The following is a 17,192-nucleotide window of genomic DNA, read 5'->3' on the forward strand; positions in this document are numbered from 1 at the left end:
GCAAATTAAAGTGTAACATTTATTCCAAGATTGAATGCACGTGTGGCCAAGCCGCTTGTTTCTGGATCACCATATTCCCAACTGTCTATTGTGAATACATTGTTCACACTTGCGTTTATACGAACTCTTTCAACCATAACCTTGCGTGTCCATTCACGTGGAAGTGTATAACCTATACTTATATTGTCAAGACGTACAAAACTGCGATTATGTAGTTTTTGCACCCCAGTACATCCCGTAGGACCTACTGCGTCAAGACGTGCATAAGTATTTGACGGATTCTCAGGAGTCCAATATTCTTTCTTAAATACATTAAATGCATTAGTGATCATTGAACCTCCGTTATCCTGATTCAGATAATATCCCTCAAGGCTCTTATGTCCCATGTATGAATAAAGAGAGAATGAGAATGTAAAGTCCTTCCAGAGTGTAAACTCATTGCGCAAGTTCCAATAGATAGGAGGATTTGTAGTTCCAAGAAAAACTTTATCCTTATCATTGTAAACAGGAACACGTGTTCCATCGGCAAGAACCTTATCATCATCAGTACAGTAGTTTATAACTTTTGGATCACCAGGTTTCTGATTTACCAAAGCTGCCTGAGCAGCCTCACTCTTTTGCCAGATACCATTAGTTTCCCAAGACCATATCTCACCTACAGGATGACCAATAAACCAATTATTTGAAGTATCATCACGCTCTACTCCATTTGCATCATAGTCATAATACAAGTGCTTAATTGTGTTCTTGTTATATGAAAAACCAGCAGAGGTAGTCCATTCAAAGTCTTTATTTTTAATGTTTACAGAGTTTAGGGTCAACTCCACACCTGAGTTATGAACTTCACCAAGGTTAGTTGTGATACTGCTAAAACCTGTATAGTTAGGAAGGCGCTGTGCCATAATCATATTATTGGTCTTCTTGAAATACCAATCTATGCTACCGCTTAGTCTCTGACCAAGAACAGCGAAATCAAGTCCCAAGTTCCAAGCAGAAGTCTTTTCCCACTCAAGATTAGGATTACCTAGGCGTGACATTGCGAGTGTCTTCACGATGTCGGCATTACCATTATTATAGTATACCATAGTACCTTGATTAGGAAGGCTTGTAAGGTTTGAAAGAGATAGGTATGTATCTTTCAGCGAGCGGTTACCGTTTGTACCGTATGATGCGCGCAACTTACCCATATCAAGCCAAGGCAAAGCCTTCTTTACCATAGGTTCCTCTGAGAATATCCAGCTGCCTCCCAATGACCAGAATGTAGCCCAAGGATTGTTAGAACCGAATGCAGAATATCCGTCACGTCTAACAGAAGCTGTAACCATATAGCGCTCTTTATATGCATAGAACAAGCGACCTAAGTAGGCTGCAGCTGTAGAATGAGTGTCGTTTACATTGAATTTACTCTGATCCATATTGGCACCTGATATATAATGGAATCCAAGAGCATCAGAAGGAGTAATATTGCGTGCCTCTATTCTGTCATCCCAATAGCGCATCTCTTCTGCTTCCTGCACAAGGGTGAGTGTGAAGTGATGATCTTTGTTAAACACTTTATCCCATGTAATAGTATTATTCAGAGAATAGTCAAAATCCTTAGATGTTTCACGATCAGCACCACGTGATGCTGGAGAACTGTTTGGAAGTTCTGCTGACATAAAATATCTATTATAGAACCACTGATAACGTGGAGAGATATTAAACTGGTATGTAATACCGAAAGGCAGTGTTACCTTAGCGTTGAAAATAGTGTTCAACACGGTATATCCCTTGTCCAGATCAAGATACTGGCGATCAAACCAATAGTTGTATCCTCCGTTTGTAGGAGTTCCATTCATAGGATACTGTACATAATTACCCTGATCATCTTTGATTGGAGCAAAAGGAGAATTGCGAGTTTGGTTATTATCCCAATAGTTAGTTCCCAGAGCCACAGCTATATCACCGTCTGAGCGGTCCTGAAAATTCACGTTTACACCCATTTCCAACCAGTCCGTGACCTTAGCGTTCAACTTCATGTTTGAACGGAATGCGTGATAGTTATTTCCTTCTACTACACCTTGATTCTTCATATATCCGAATGAAGCATAATAGTTCACACGGTCTGAAGCTCCAGATATACTAGCATTATAGTCTTGATTAACACCTGTTCTGAAAGTACTGTCATACCAGTTGTAAGTCTTTCCAGCCAAGTAATTGTTATATACGTTCATGGCTTCGTTAAGTTTGAGTCGTCTTGCATACAAAGACTGGTATGTTTCACCAGACTGTAGCTGTACAGATCCCATCTTTGACCATTGGTCGGCAGTAAGTCCGTATTGTGACAGATTATCTACATTGTCATAATATCCAGCTGGCGTACCACTATTCACACCATAATAGCCCCAATTTCCGGCAGCATCATATCCGTATGTGGTAGCTTTGTACCAATCTTCACGATACTTCATGTATTCAGAAGCATTGAATACTTCGCGATAAGCTGACTTCGTATTTGCAGCCCAGTTAGCACTTACGTTAATAGTAGGTTTACCACTCTTACCTTTCTTTGTTGTTATGATGATAACACCACTAGCAGCTTTTGCACCATATATAGCTGCAGAAGAAGCATCTTTCAGAACGTCAATCTGTGCAATATCATCAGGATTGATTTCAGAAAGTTCACCATAGAAAGCCATACCATCAAGAATCAGCAATGGAGAATTGTGTCCACCGTCAGTATAAAGTGAGTTTTGTCCACGAAGCTGAATTGAGGCACTGCTCTTTGCTGAAGGATCATATCCAATCTGCAAACCTGGAGTTCCACGAAGCAAGTCCTGTACAGTACCTGGATTCTGGTCAGCGAGCTTGTTTGGATTTATCTGAACCACAGAACCGGTAAGGTCCTTCTTGCGCATTGTACCATATCCTACAACAACGACTTCATTAAGAGTTTCAGAGTTTTCAGCCAGCTTGATATTCAAAAATTCTCTACCGGCTTTAACCGTTTGCGGTTTATATCCGACATAAGTAACTTCAAGCATTGCTCCTGGAGCGGCATTAATATTAAAATTACCGTCAAGATCGGTAACAGTTCCGGTTTTAGACCCTTTTACTTTTACAGTAGCACCAATAATAGGTTCGCCCGTAGAATCAAGAATCCTACCTTTAATAGAGTTAGCTTGCTGAGTAATCTGAACGGCATCAAGTGCCATTGCATCAATAGGAGTCAGCGAGCACCCTGCAGCCATAGCCATCAAAACAAACAATTTTCTAGGCATGATTGAAAGATTAACATATTCCATTATTCAAGTTATTAAGTTAGGTATTGTTTAAAATCTCGGTTACATAGTTGTCAATCAACGACAACAAATATTCCGTTTGCAAATATCGTTTATATTCGTTAAAGCGAGGGGTACAAAATGTGATTTTAAGGGAACAGAATGTGATTTATGCCCATTTTTAAAGGATTTGCATGAATTAATAAGATTTTGCAAGATTACATCAATTTCTACACTTAAAGCAAATTGTAGTACCTGCATAACCTAATTATTATCCCATAGATTTTGCAATTAGAGTAATCTATGGGAGAGCATGCCGTTCATGTTACTGTATTTAGTCTGCGAGAAAATATTCACATAAGAGGACTCAAGCTATTGCACAAAGAAACGCCAATTGTCTCTCGCAGATCTCGCTGATTACGCAGATAAACCCCAAAACTACAAACTGTCTTTCTCTGCGAAATAATGCAGCCTGCTGCATTCCTCTGCGACCTCTGCGTTATCTGCGAGAGAATATGTAGTTAAAGCTATTGCCGTTCGTCTGCCGGAGAATAGGCCGTTTAAATTGAAGCAATAATCTGCTGGAAACCACATCTGCTTTAGCAGATACATCAGCTATATCCCCAAAAAACATCTACAGAAATCAGCGGTAGATTAAACTAAAGAACCTCCACACTCACGTGTGAAGGCTCTCAAATACATCCCCACCGGGATGTACTCTTCTTAGCCTAAGTAGACTTAGAAGAAAATGAATAGAACTAACTATCCATTAATTTATAGTGATAAATATATTCTATGCCCTTCGATTCTCACGAACCTACTCTTCGCATGAAAAGATCATGAGGGACATTATAGAATTGAGTTATATCTTATTTATTAGCTTAATATACTTAATTATTTACTATGTAATCGTATTTAAAATGCGATAACCGATCTAACATAAAGTGTATTATTTTCACTATTGCCATTATTAAAATCAGCATCTAACAGTCCATTGTTATAAAAATTAACATTAAGAAAGGGATGTACAGTCTCTCCACTAGAAGTACTGGTCCAAAAATCCTGAGTTGGATTATATCCAAATGCACTATAGGCTACACCACACTTACTAAATGCACTATTTAATACAGAAGTAACAGATGGCGCTACATATGAAAACCATATTCCACCTGTACTAGGTGTAACTATGTCCGCTTCTGTTGCACTCAGTCCACCTAAATAACAAACAACCCTTCTGAATTCAAAAATACTTGGCAAATACCAATTAGAAGTATTTGAGGGAGCTGTAACACTATAACTCTTAGCTATACTAATACAATTGTTTCCATCACTACAATTAGTTGAAGCGTTTGTCAAAGCCATAGCTTCACCATTAGTATATCCATTATTTTTATGATCAGAAGTTGCATTTATAGCAAATACAATTGCTATTGGTATTTTAGAACTGTTGTAAGATATTCCTCCCCAAGTTCCATCACTAAACAAGAACTCGCCAGGACACAATACTCTCATATCGGCTAAATCAGTACCACTTATATTAATATTATAAATATAATTAGTATTACGCGATATATCAAAACCTGTGAAATCAGATGATGATGAGCCACCTAAGTAATAAGTAAATTTACATTTCACATTAGAAGAAGATGTTGCATAAACCACTAAATAAGTTGCTTTTTTAGGTGAGTTTAATGATACTCTCAATGCAGAAGTTTTAGATGCAGAATTAGTACCAGCCATATTCTCATACATAAAGATATTAGCTGAAGTAGAAGCATTCTGTATAGAAAGCCCACTTACCTCTACTTGATCATTGAATGTATTTGTTACATTAAATGTTGTACCACTAATATTTGTAGTAGCCAAGTTATCACTGCTTACATATGATGACATCGTTGTATTGCATATCTGATAACCTGTTATTGTATAATTATTAATTGAAGCTAAATTCAAAGTTATTTTAGCAGCAAGACGAGAGAGATTTATATTAGTTGTAGAACCAACTCCATTGGAGTTACCTAATGTAGCAGTACCTTTACCAAACATGACCAAACTTGTGGCGCTATTCAAATCATCTGCTGATGACAGTGTTGAAGAAATGGCATTGAATGCCGTTAAAGTTGTAGCCGCTTTCATTGACGCAACAGTAGCACTACTGGCATTAGCTACGGCATATACCTTATAACTATTAGCGACAGCAACAGGTACACTTGCATAGAATGTAGTAGTTTTAGCTGAAGAGAACGTTAAATAATACTCACCAACCTTTCCCCCACTAGTATTGAATACAACTATCGAAATACTGTTTACTACAGATTCCTGTGCAGTAGTCATAGAGCGAGTAGTCTTAATCACATTCCCGTCAGTAACAATTCTCGGCTGTTCAATATTAAACGCAAGCTTTAGAGTATTTCTTTCGCCGTTAGTGTCTGTTCCACTCTGAGTAATATCGTTGGCACAAGATCCTAGAAGCAATATCATTGCCACTAAGATTATATTTATTTGTATTTTATATATTGTCGTCATAGAACTTTATTTTTAATATACCAGAACAGAACGAGCTGGCTGAAGACCATCCTTACCAACCCCACAATGCAATTCAATAGCTGTACTAGGCATGTATAAATAAACAGGATCCAAAGAATCATATTCAGATGCTGTCCAGAAAGCATTTGCGACTGTTGTTGGAAATTGATCACCACCAGCTTCTGCAATTTTTTTATTCAAGTTTGTGAAATATGTGTTGCTTATTCCTGTTATCAAATTAGATTCTATTCCTGAATTAATCAAATGTGTTCTTTTGTCATATATTATAGCTTTCTGATCAGTATTCCAATTTCCAAGATTCTCTATAATATCCCACCACTCTCCAATGCTTGGAAGATACCAACCACTATTTGTAAATGATTTGGATACACCATCCTGATAAGAATTACAATAATACCATGCACCATTGGCTATATTTGTAACAAAAGTGCTGTTTGCAGAATAAGCATCATAGCCACTACTGATATCGTCATAGTACATTTTAAAACTTGTCAGATAAGGATGTCCTGTACTTGTATGATCAGTATATGGAGAACCATTATTGGTTGACCAATAACAATTACTCCCATTATTAGCATTTTTCAACGCCATAACTTTTCCGTGACGACAGTTAGCATTGTATTGTGCTTGCGTCAATTGATTAGAATAGATAATACCTACAGTTGCATCTTTTTTAAATACCCTACCATTAGTTCCATCGGCATACAGATAATTACCAATAATGGCATCACCAATATACACAACTTCTGGATGGGTTCTTTCCACATTTGCATCAGCCATATCAGCACCTTTTATTGTTATGTCACTGTATGTTGTGGCGAGATTGCGATATACACTATAATCAGTGTAGTCGCTTGATAAATTGCCGCCTAGATAAACTCTATTAATATATTTTTCTCCTGTATTGGTATCTGCTACATATAGCAATAAATAGCTAGCATCAGCCGGAGCATTATTTATATTCCTGCTTGCCATAGATGTAGCACCTGTCTGTTTACCCACCAAATTTTCATATTGATATACGCTGAAAGTTGTTCCTGTGGCATCATCAGCAGAGGCTGTTACTGCTACAGCAGCTGCATCACCATAACTCTTTGCAGGATTATAATTAGTACCCAACACATTATTTGTGGTAATATTCTTACTGCAATAGTATGTTGAGAGTGGAACATGGCATAACTGATAAGCCATTAGCTTGAATCCATTTGCTGTCTTTACTGTAAATGTATGGCGAGCCGCTAAACGCTTCAAGCCTATTGTTGCCGAACTTCCTGCGGCAGCAATATCTATTGTTGCAGTTGTTTCACCATACATCATCATGTTACTTGCTGTAGCTATCTCGTCAGCCGAAGTAAAACGATGTGCGGCAGCTTTAAGCATTGTAACATTTGAAATATCCTTCAAAGAATCCTCCGCAACATTTGCTATTGCACATATTGTACACCCTGTAGCAACTCTTGTATTTATGCCGCTAACGGTATAGGCTGTACTGGTTGAAGTTATCAGCGAACCCGTACCAATAAATTTATATCCAATAACGTTTCCATTAGAATCAAAAACAAATATAGCCAACTTGTCCACAATATTTTCACTTGTTCCTGTAGAAGAAAGTGCACGAGTATCTGGCAACGCTTCAGTCTTAGCTGTCAACGAAAGCGTAGCCTGATGACTATCTTCATCAGATAATTTTATTGTTTCTGCACATGATGCAAACATTAGCACTACCATCTGAATGAATATTATTTTTATAAAATATTTTATTCTCATACTATATATATCATTCTTTGAGGATTAGAAGGCTATCATGGGGCGAACACAACACAATGATGTTCCTATATACAAACAAATAGCACCTGATGTGCCAGAGGCATCATATTCATCTGACATATAAAAAGCATTTGATACATCATATTGACTACTTGCCCAATATCGCATGCTGATATTAAAACTCGAAACTGTTGCTCCGTAAGTTGCAGCATTGTTAAGATAAGTATTCCAAATTGCAGAAATAGTATTAGCTCGATAATTAACATTATAATTAGGATTCCAATAATATCCACCATCGTAATTATTAGTCATTTGTGAAACATCATCTGGTAATCCTCCTAAGTTGACACAGAAATCATACCAATCACCTATAGAAGGCAAATACCATCCGCTTGTTCCTACTGGCGGAGTTACGGTATCCTTAAACTTCAGTGCCCAATATGCCGCATAAAAAGTATTCTTTAAATTTTCCAAATTAGAAGAAGCATAATTATTATAAATATTCATCGTTTTAGTATATCCATCTTTGTCCGTTTTAATAGCTGTATAAGTGGTACTAATGGCAGCGTTTGCAAGAATCTTTGTATCACTAGAAGACCATGTCATTGTATTACTTGAATTTGCATTCTGTAGTGCCAATGCATACCCATGTACAAAACCATTTGCCTTATCTGTTGTCGTTGGATTTGTTGAGAATATAACTGCTATTGGAGTTTTACCAGAATTGGCAGCCAATGTCCCCCATGTACCGTCAGCAAACAGATATTCACCAACGTTTGGATGCGGAAGGAACGGAATTGCTCCACCACCTGTACCCCATGTTGCTGCACTAAGTGTGATTGGTGGGTCATATTCTGATGCATTTTTTGATAAAGCATCCCATGAAGCAACACTTACATTAACAGATGCGCTTGCCGGTGATATGTCATCACTAGGAGATGCCGTTCCTCTGCCCTTTATTGTCAGAGAGAGTGAATATATTGTATTCTTTGTTATCTTCGAATCATTTGTAGGTGCGGCTGCCGAACCATTTATCGTCACACCAGTCTGATAATGATTCACGATTATTGGATAATACATCACCTCACCTGTAGCCTCACTGCCACCCTTTGGATAGAACACTCCCTTTACAACCAGTTTGGTTGGGGCAGTGTCAGAATGAGGATGCACATAAAAATAATAAGGATATGAAGCGGTAGATATCAATCCACTACTAAGATAGGCATAGTTGCCTAGTGTGGGGGCGTTAGCAAGCGTTGATGGATCTCCAGCTACAGTCGCAGATGTGCTCTCTCCAGAACGATTGTTTTCTGTTACCTTACCCGTAAAATCAGTGACATCTGCTACATTATACATAAATATTTCTTTAGGCACGAATGTAGCACCTGCAAGCGGAGATATAAATGAAGTTGTGATACTCGTAAGCATTACTCTTGAAACAAGACGAGTTAGATCAATTGGAATTGTTGTTGTCCCAGTAGTTGTTAGAGCACTAGTAATAGAATATTCCCCTATCATCGGAAGCATTGTCTGTTGCTGACTGTTAAGTGTGGAAGCCTTAGTGGATGTACCATCATACGATGTATAGTCAAGATTCTGCGTTATAGCATAAAAATCGGTTTTTGTGGTGACTTTTGAAAACTTTTCAGCTGGTATATTCACAGCAGCCACAATATACTTTGCACTTGTGGATGTAGTCATTGTCTGTGCAGAACCACTATAGTCAAAATCCTTCAATGTAATAAGATTCGTATTTCCATCGAACACACCAACACATACATGATTTATCTTAAGCTCGCCTGAGTTGGCTGTGGAGCTGCTTGGCATAGAACCATTAGCACGCGTTCCACCATCCATTCCGTCTGGACGGAAATTAAGCGATATAGTCACAGCATCACCTCCCCTGCTATTCAGTGCATCCTCACTATAACAGGACGTAAAAAGCAATGCTGTTGACAATAAGATGCCATATATATGCAAATGTGAAAATAACTTCATAATCTATTTTTTTCTTTTTCCTTGTTTTGTATATCATGACAGGTCTTACACAAAAGACCTGCCAATAAAGAGATTGCACTTATTCAAACACCACATTCTGATTTGTTACACTCCAGTCTGTAACTGTCAATGCAACAGAAATTGCCGATGGAGTTATGTTTGTTGCAGGATCACTTACACCTTTTGCATAAATCTCCGCAGATATATTATACTGCATGTTTGCATCAATCTGTGAGTCTGTAGCAGGAGTAAGAGGGTTATGACTACCATCAGTAATGGTTGTACCAGTCTGTGAGTGGTTAATAACTATTGGATAGTATACAACCTCGTAAGTACTTGTAGCAGAATTATGCCAAATACCTTTTATTACAAGTTTTGTTGGAGTAGTTGCTGTATGTGGAAAAACATAGAAATAATACTGGTTTGTTGTTGCCAATGTTGGAGAGCTCTGTGTGTTATCTGTAAAACTAGAAATAACGCCTGTACTCAGATAGCTGTAATTACCAAGATTGTCTTCTATTGTTGGCATTGTCGTTCCAGGAGTCCAACCATCAGATGTTTTTGTAGACTCACCACTATTACTTGGTTCTGTAGAAAGTGTTGTTCCATCAGGATTAATAGAAGTTGCTGCATTATATACGAATACTTCTGTAGGAGTGAATGTGTCACCAGCATACATACCCGTAGAAGGAATACTAATCTTTATGGAATTAATAGCTATACGAGCGACAAGACGCTTCATGGCTATTCCACCAGTAACAACAAGTTTGTTTATATCGGCACCCGATCCTGCTGTCAAAGTAGCAAGAGGGCTATTCATCGGCAATGCTGTCTGAACCTGTTTTGTTGCTGCACCTGATGTATAATTTGTATTGCCATCTACACTTGTTGTGTATCCCAGATCAAGAGCTGTTGTATAGAAATCTGAAAGCAAAGTCTTTCCACTGAAATGTCCCACAGGAGCATTTGCTACGATATACACATTATTATTTGCTGCAGCCTGTGCATTGAATGATGCTGTATATGATGTATTATCATCCCCCGCTTTGGTATTATCAAGAGTAATTTCGTTGATAGAAGAAGTTGTTGTACCGTTGAAGATACCAACAGCAAGACGTGAAAGACGCGCCTCTTTAGAATCAAGACCTACTATGTATCCATTGGCATCGGCAGGATTACCTGAAGCTCTGGTTTTTAAGTTTGTGGCAGAGAAATCAAGACTTATGGTCTTAAGTCCATTATCAGTAGTCACTGTATCATTTTCAGAAGAGCATGAAGACATCATTATGGTCATTGCAAGTCCCGAAATAAAGAAATAAGTTAATTTCATAATCGTATTGTTTTAATTGTTATTATTTCTATTAATTTTATAACTGAGCCTGTTGCGACACAAAGTCACCCCACGGCATTACCTGTGTATTTGTATATGTTGCACCAGCATTGATTACGATTGCTTTCTCTTCGCCTCCACTTGTCGTTATAGGATTTCCGGCATAGTCTGTATTCACAGTTCTTATAGCTTCACCATCCTTATAAAGAGTTATCGTCAGAGGAGAATCTGAAGGTAAAGTACTCACTACTCCGCTTCGGTATGAACCATCGGCAAGATGCGTCATGTCTAGATTGCATTCCCTACTGTCTCCCGTTACTATTCCACCATAGGTGAACTCACTATACAGACCGCTTATCTTCACACTATATTTACCTGTACCAAGCAAACTTTCTACATTGTTTAGTATGACATGAAGACGTGATAGGTTGTCATACATAGGAAGTGTTACTGGATAATCTGCTGAATCGGGTGTGATATTCGATAACGTGACATTACCATAATAAAGTCTGGAATGAAGCAATGAGTCCTGTGCCTGTTCTAGTGAGGCAATCTTTACGGCAATAGTATTCATGTCATCACCTATAGAAAGTTTGCTAAGTTCAAAGCCTGAGATATTTCGATTTCCAAATACCGTCATGCAAGTGTTGTCACATCCATTGAAAAACACATGATAGGTTCCGTCTGAAGAAACAGGAACGGAATAAACATACTTGCCGTTGCGGAATATATAGGCAACAGACTGAGTAGCAATACTGTCAGGAAGCAATTTACCGTTTCTGTCAACAAGCCGCGTACGAACGGAATACTGTATACAGTTGCCGGTATCCTCGCTTATACAAGAGCACAGGCTGCCAAATGCCACCGTAAGCAACATTGACATAACCATTGTTCTTATAAAATGAGGACTTATCATATAGTATCTATTTTAATTAAAGACAACATCTTGTGTAAGGTTCGAAGACCAATCACTAACTGTAATATTTATAGAAAGATCGTTGGGCTTCAAGTCATCGTCGGGATTTGTATTACCCTTTGTCATAATCGTCACGCCGAGTGTATAGGTACGATTAGCTCCTACTGTTCCATTGCCGCTGTGAGAAGCATCACCACTATTTGAATTATTGATATCAGTACCTGTCTGCGCACGATTCACTACTACTGGATAATAATATGTGCCGACAAGAGCACCGTCTTTGTCGTAAAGCTGACCTTTGATAATAATTTTAGTCTGGGTAGCAAATACAGTACTTGTATTAGGGAACACATAGAAGTATTGGGGTGTACTAAACGGTGTTGCCACATTTATGACGCCAGTCCCCAAATAGCTCTTATAGCCTGTCTCATTAGTAGTCAATCCCTGCACCAAAGCTGATGTAACGGGAGAATTATTGCCTGCATTTGAATCCCATTCAGAAGCCAATGTAGATACCGAAGGCACGTTTGCCATATACACCTGTTCTACTTTGAATATATAGCCGGCGTATGGCCCGTATTGAGAAAATGCAGTTGTAATGCTATTTATGGCTACACGCGAGACCATCCTATAGAGGCTTACTGTAGAGTTACCATTGGCATCAATAGAAGAAGCCGTACCAATCATTGGAAGCACATCTGATTTCTGTGTACCAACATTATCCTTGTCCCCCACTGCTGAAGTAAAATCTGCAGTTTCGGTATTATAGATAGACGTGGTATTGTCAAGACTTGCAGTAAGGGCTTTAAAATCGTCTTCGGTCTTAACACCAGCAAACAGAGATGCAGGGACGTTGGCTACCACAACAATCTTAGGTGTGGCTGCCTTATAGGTAATTTTCTTCGTTATCGTATTATTCGTAACATCAGGAGATGACACCACGAAAGTATTCTCCAAAGATGTTCCATCGAATACGGCTATAACAATATTCTTAACCGATGATTCATTACCCACAGTGCCAGAGGCACGGGTATCAGAACTAGCACCCTTAATGTTAAGGGTCATCGCCTTACTCTCTTTATTGTCATTGCCATCTACATTCACATCCGTTGAGCACGACTGCATAAATCCAGCAAGGAGAAAGATGCCAAATAGATATTTGCTGATTCTCATAATCATGAATCTTTTATATTGTTTTATTTTATCTTCATCAGTTCAATCAGGGCTTTGTCTGCCTGTACAACTCCAGCTGCCTTTGCCATCTTCAGGTATACCTCTGCCTTATCGCGGTTTCCCTCGCTAAGATAAAGGAGTCCCATGTTGCAGTAGGCTCTTGGATCAGTCTCCCAACGCTTAAGATACTTATGCGCAAGGGTTACGTCGTTACGTGTCAGAGCCACACCGGCTGCATTGATGTTTGCCTCTGGATTATCAGGGAACAGACGGGCTGTCAAATCCAATATATCGTTATATTCGCGAGAGCCCTTCTTATAGAATCCAGCTGTGGCATAGAGCTCACCCAGCGTCATTGTTGCTGGGTTGGAACCAAGATGCTGCATAGCGGAATTACTGTCGAAACCATCGTGGCGGAAGGTCAGCGTATATTTGATGCGGTAGACCTTTGGAAAGATAAAGCGGTTCATATAAGCATACGGCATACCCAGCCCAAGATTCTCAATTTCACGCTCACGACCGTTGACTACGTCAATATTCTTAATGATGTCTACAACTGCATCGCGAAGGTTCATACCACTACCTGCTACAAGAGAAGAGATGCTGTCCCAGTCCTCTGCAAGCCAGCTTACGTTAAGGTCGTTACGGTTGGTGAGCTTCTGCTTCATGAGATACTTCTTCAAATCAAGAGAACGCTCCATTGCCTCACTTTCGTTGCGGCGGTAGTTTCCGATAGGAGCACCGAAGCCATTGATATTAAGTCCCACAAGACTCGTACCATAACGCTGAAGTTCGCTTTTCACGTCAGTAGCGATAGTATTGAACACAGTGTGGTTGAATCTGCTTCCGCTGAGTTTAGCAAGTGCCTTGTTACCGAAGATCTGAATCTCACCACTGCGATGGAACTTGTCGATATCAGAGCCTTGTGGCTGAAGGAACTGTACATAGTCCATCAGGTTATAGTAGTGAACATTTGGATCGGGATTGTCATTGCTCATGTCGTGAAGGTAGATGTTCTTCAGAACAAGATCCTCATAGACATGACCTTTTCTACCCTGGCAGTTAAGTTCTTCACTTTCTACATACATGCGGCAGTCCTGCATCCAGTCCTTATAAGGAACTGTTGTGTCGTAGACAAAATAGCGCTTAGCAGCACGACTGTCCTTGACAACGATGGGGATATTGCGACGAACCTCTGAAAGGACCTCTGTACGGTGAGCATCACGCTCTCTGTCACGGCCGTTGATGACCACTGAAGATAGCACAGAAACGGCACTGTCTGTCTTAAGAACAGGAGTGAAAGTCAGCGCCTCACAGCTTCCAACAACGCTACTGTCATAGCTTACCTTCATGCGTACACGGAGAAGGTCTCCCTGACGGGTAAAGTTCTCGGAGTTGACGTAGATCTGTCCGCCGTAGACAGTCTGGGCGGATGCTGCGGATACCGTTCCGCTAAAGGCAAGAAGAAAGAATGCAGATTGTAATAGTTTCATTTCTCTATAAATATTATTTCATTATTATTATCTTATTACGTAAACTAGTGACATTGAGATACCTGTTGGCATAATAAGGTTTCGGACATTATGTCCCTCATTATACCCACACTCATAGTTAAGATATTTGTCGTATGATACATTGACGTAGCCTGCTGCTATAGAAAACTCAAGTCCCCAATGTGGAGATAGTATTCTATGCCAGCCAGCAGTAAAGCCACCACCTATGAAACGACCTTCACCACGACGGTCTTTAAGCCCGATGAATGGAATCCTAGAAGCGTTGAAGTAACCATAAAAAACGTCAGCACCTACAAATGGACCATTAAATGATTTACGGAACCACTTGCGGACTTCGGGACGGACAGACCAATTTTTCCATTTACGGTCAGAAGTAAAGCTGAAGGGATTATATGTGCCAGAGACTCCAACTGTAAGTGTACTGTCTATCCTGACTTCGGCACCAAGTGAAGGAACTGCTATAGCATCATAGATTAGATTGGATTTCAGTGCTACATACTGAGCCTTCAGCTGAAATGGAATCAGCTGAAGTATGAATATAAAACAATACTTTAGGATAAAGACACTGTTATCACACACTCGTCTATCTACAATTCGTCTAAACATTATCACTTAAAAAACATATTCTGTTACTTTACAAGTAACAGAAAGGAACAAGTGATATTTAGAGTATAAAACAGTACAAAAAAAGCTGGCACGCGTAAAATGTTGTTACGTGTGACAGGAGGATGCTGATGAGTAAATCATTAAAATATGTTGAAATAAGAGCATATTTAAAATGTCAGCTTCCTCTTTAATATGTTTTTCTTCGGTTTTTAGTTAATTAACGTGAATTTATATATAACTCAATAAATTAATCACTACATTTGCCAAATAATTATTTATAGCCGTTACTTGTAAAGTAACGGCTATTTTATTTGTACCTGAGAGTCTGTGTTATGGGCGTAATCGCCTGTCAAAAAAGACAATTCAATACTTCATTTATTTTCCACACACCTGCATACCTTTCTGTTGGCAAGCCCTATCTCTTTGGCATTAAAACCCTTGAGATATATCTGCGTGGTCTTGATGTCGGCATGACCGAGAGCGGAACTGATCACCTCCACAGGAACATGACAGTACAGAGCTGTGGTAGCCCAAGAATGGCGGATGGTATAAGAGGACACATGAGCCTTGATACCAAGCTTACTGGCAAGACGCGAAAGACTGGCGTTGAACTTGCGAAGCAATGACTGGTAATGGCGGTAACCCGCCTCGGTATTCATATCTGAAGGGCATACTGCCGCTTTCTCTATAAGAGAGACTGTTTCTTTATTGACAGGAATGCTAACACAGACTCCTGTCTTACGGCGGCTGTAGTTCAGAGAACCGTCTTTTACTGAGTCAGCGCCGACATGCTGAAAATCAACGAAGGGAATACCACAAAGACAATACATGAGTCTAGCAATCTGCTGAGCACTGATGAGTGCTGGACTGCTTACCTTGCCAAAAAAGAGTGTATTCAGGTCAACGGGCGACATCGCTTTCTTATGGCTTTTGTCAATGCCCGTATAAACATCGTGAAACAGATTATAAACATGTTTGGTAAGCCCTGCATATACTCCTTTATTATATAAGGCACGGAGCATGCGCATATAAGTGGACTGAGTATTGGGAGTATAATTCCGCTGAATGAGATACATTTTAAAAACATGAAGGGAATTACGGTTTATCTCACTGAAACGGATAACATCGTGACCGAGACATTTACAAAATGAGCGCAGTGAAATGTCATACAAATGGGCGGTTGAAAAACGACCCTCTTGCCGAAGGTCACGAATACAAGTCTGGGTAAAAGAAGAGAATGTTACTGACATAATAATGATAATAATAAAAATAATATTTAAAAAGTGAATTACAAATTTACAAATCAAAGACCAATAAAAAGAAAGTAAAAACTCATTTTAAATTTAATAACAGACGAATCACTGTTATTTTAATACAGATTATATATGTCAGTCAAAATAATAGACAAAGCCGTTCCCCGCTGATTCCCGTTGATATTCTTTTTCTTTGCATGTGAACGGCCTATTCTCCCGCAGATCTCTCTGATTACGCAGATAAACACCAAAACAACACGAACAACACTAACTGTCTTTATCTGCGAAATAATGCAGCCTGCTGCATTCATCTGCGACCTCTGCGTTATCTGCGAGAGAATAGGCCGTTCAAGTTGAGACAATAAGTCTGCGGGAGATAATGCAACTCATGCTGTTTCTCTGCGTAAATCTGCGAGATCTGCGGGAGAATTATCACACAAGCGTACTCAATCTATCTACAGAAGCACAAACAATAACCATCCGCAGGGAAAACATAAAAACATAAAAACATAAAAGGGATGCGCTTTAGCACATCCCTCTGTTGTTATCCTGCAATCCATACCGTGCAGCTAAGTAGCGCTGTGAGCGCTGCGATTAACCATATTAAGTTGGTTATGATTTTAATTAAGTCGTTGAAATCGTGATAGCTCACTCGGCTATTCCTGCGTTTCGTTCTGTTGCGTTCCAAGCAACCCCAGAAGACTTGAAGCGATAGCGATTACTATCTTAATGATCCATGAAATGTTTACTTTGTTCTTATCCATTGTTTTCTGTTTTTAATTCGTTGTTTGTTTAAAAGCAATGTCCCCCTGTGCGCATCAGGGGGAGCTA

The 17,192-nt window shown here is 39.3% G+C and carries 11 protein-coding genes; all 11 read right to left on the reverse strand.

Features of this window, described 5'->3' with window-relative positions; genetic code table 11:
- Positions 1 to 5: 5 nt before the first annotated feature.
- The 11 genes from prwr041_RS01735 to prwr041_RS13605 all read right to left on the reverse strand — a co-directional run bounded on the left by prwr041_RS01735 (position 6) and on the right by prwr041_RS13605 (position 17,125).
- Positions 6 to 3,281, reverse strand: coding sequence for a SusC/RagA family TonB-linked outer membrane protein (locus tag prwr041_RS01735; protein WP_207154610.1), 3,276 nt, complete (start codon positions 3,279 to 3,281; stop codon positions 6 to 8).
- Between the two features lie 891 nt (positions 3,282 to 4,172).
- Positions 4,173 to 5,783: a DUF4906 domain-containing protein gene (locus prwr041_RS01740; RefSeq protein WP_207154611.1), complete on the reverse strand. Its 1,611-nt coding sequence runs from the start codon at positions 5,781 to 5,783 to the stop codon at positions 4,173 to 4,175.
- Positions 5,784 to 5,795: 12 nt separating this feature from the next.
- Complete coding sequence (locus prwr041_RS01745; RefSeq protein ID WP_207154612.1) at positions 5,796 to 7,571, reverse strand: DUF4906 domain-containing protein; 1,776 nt, start codon at positions 7,569 to 7,571, stop codon at positions 5,796 to 5,798.
- Between the two features lie 24 nt (positions 7,572 to 7,595).
- A complete protein-coding gene (locus tag prwr041_RS01750; protein ID WP_207154613.1) occupies positions 7,596 to 9,569 on the reverse strand; it encodes a hypothetical protein in 1,974 nt (657 codons plus the stop codon).
- Between the two features lie 79 nt (positions 9,570 to 9,648).
- A complete protein-coding gene (locus prwr041_RS01755) occupies positions 9,649 to 10,899 on the reverse strand; it encodes a fimbrial protein (RefSeq protein WP_207154614.1) in 1,251 nt (416 codons plus the stop codon).
- Between the two features lie 37 nt (positions 10,900 to 10,936).
- The gene (locus tag prwr041_RS01760) at positions 10,937 to 11,815 is read right to left on the reverse strand and encodes a FimB/Mfa2 family fimbrial subunit (protein WP_207154615.1); all 879 of its coding nucleotides are present in this window, start codon (positions 11,813 to 11,815) and stop codon (positions 10,937 to 10,939) included.
- A gap of 12 nt (positions 11,816 to 11,827) precedes the next feature.
- Positions 11,828 to 12,988, reverse strand: a complete 1,161-nt coding sequence (locus tag prwr041_RS01765; protein ID WP_207154616.1) for a fimbrial protein — start codon at positions 12,986 to 12,988, stop codon at positions 11,828 to 11,830.
- Between the two features lie 23 nt (positions 12,989 to 13,011).
- The gene (locus tag prwr041_RS01770) at positions 13,012 to 14,481 is read right to left on the reverse strand and encodes a tetratricopeptide repeat protein (RefSeq protein ID WP_207154617.1); all 1,470 of its coding nucleotides are present in this window, start codon (positions 14,479 to 14,481) and stop codon (positions 13,012 to 13,014) included.
- A 27-nt stretch (positions 14,482 to 14,508) separates the two neighbouring features.
- A complete protein-coding gene (locus tag prwr041_RS01775) occupies positions 14,509 to 15,108 on the reverse strand; it encodes a DUF3575 domain-containing protein (protein WP_207154618.1) in 600 nt (199 codons plus the stop codon).
- Between the two features lie 371 nt (positions 15,109 to 15,479).
- A complete protein-coding gene (locus prwr041_RS01780; protein WP_207154619.1) occupies positions 15,480 to 16,358 on the reverse strand; it encodes a tyrosine-type recombinase/integrase in 879 nt (292 codons plus the stop codon).
- Positions 16,359 to 17,017: 659 nt separating this feature from the next.
- Positions 17,018 to 17,125: a DUF6486 family protein gene (locus prwr041_RS13605; RefSeq protein ID WP_237072209.1), complete on the reverse strand. Its 108-nt coding sequence runs from the start codon at positions 17,123 to 17,125 to the stop codon at positions 17,018 to 17,020.
- Between the last annotated feature and the right edge of the window lie 67 nt (positions 17,126 to 17,192).

The sequence above is a fragment of the Prevotella herbatica genome, assembly GCF_017347605.1.
Taxonomy (GTDB): Bacteria; Bacteroidota; Bacteroidia; order Bacteroidales; family Bacteroidaceae; genus Prevotella; species Prevotella herbatica.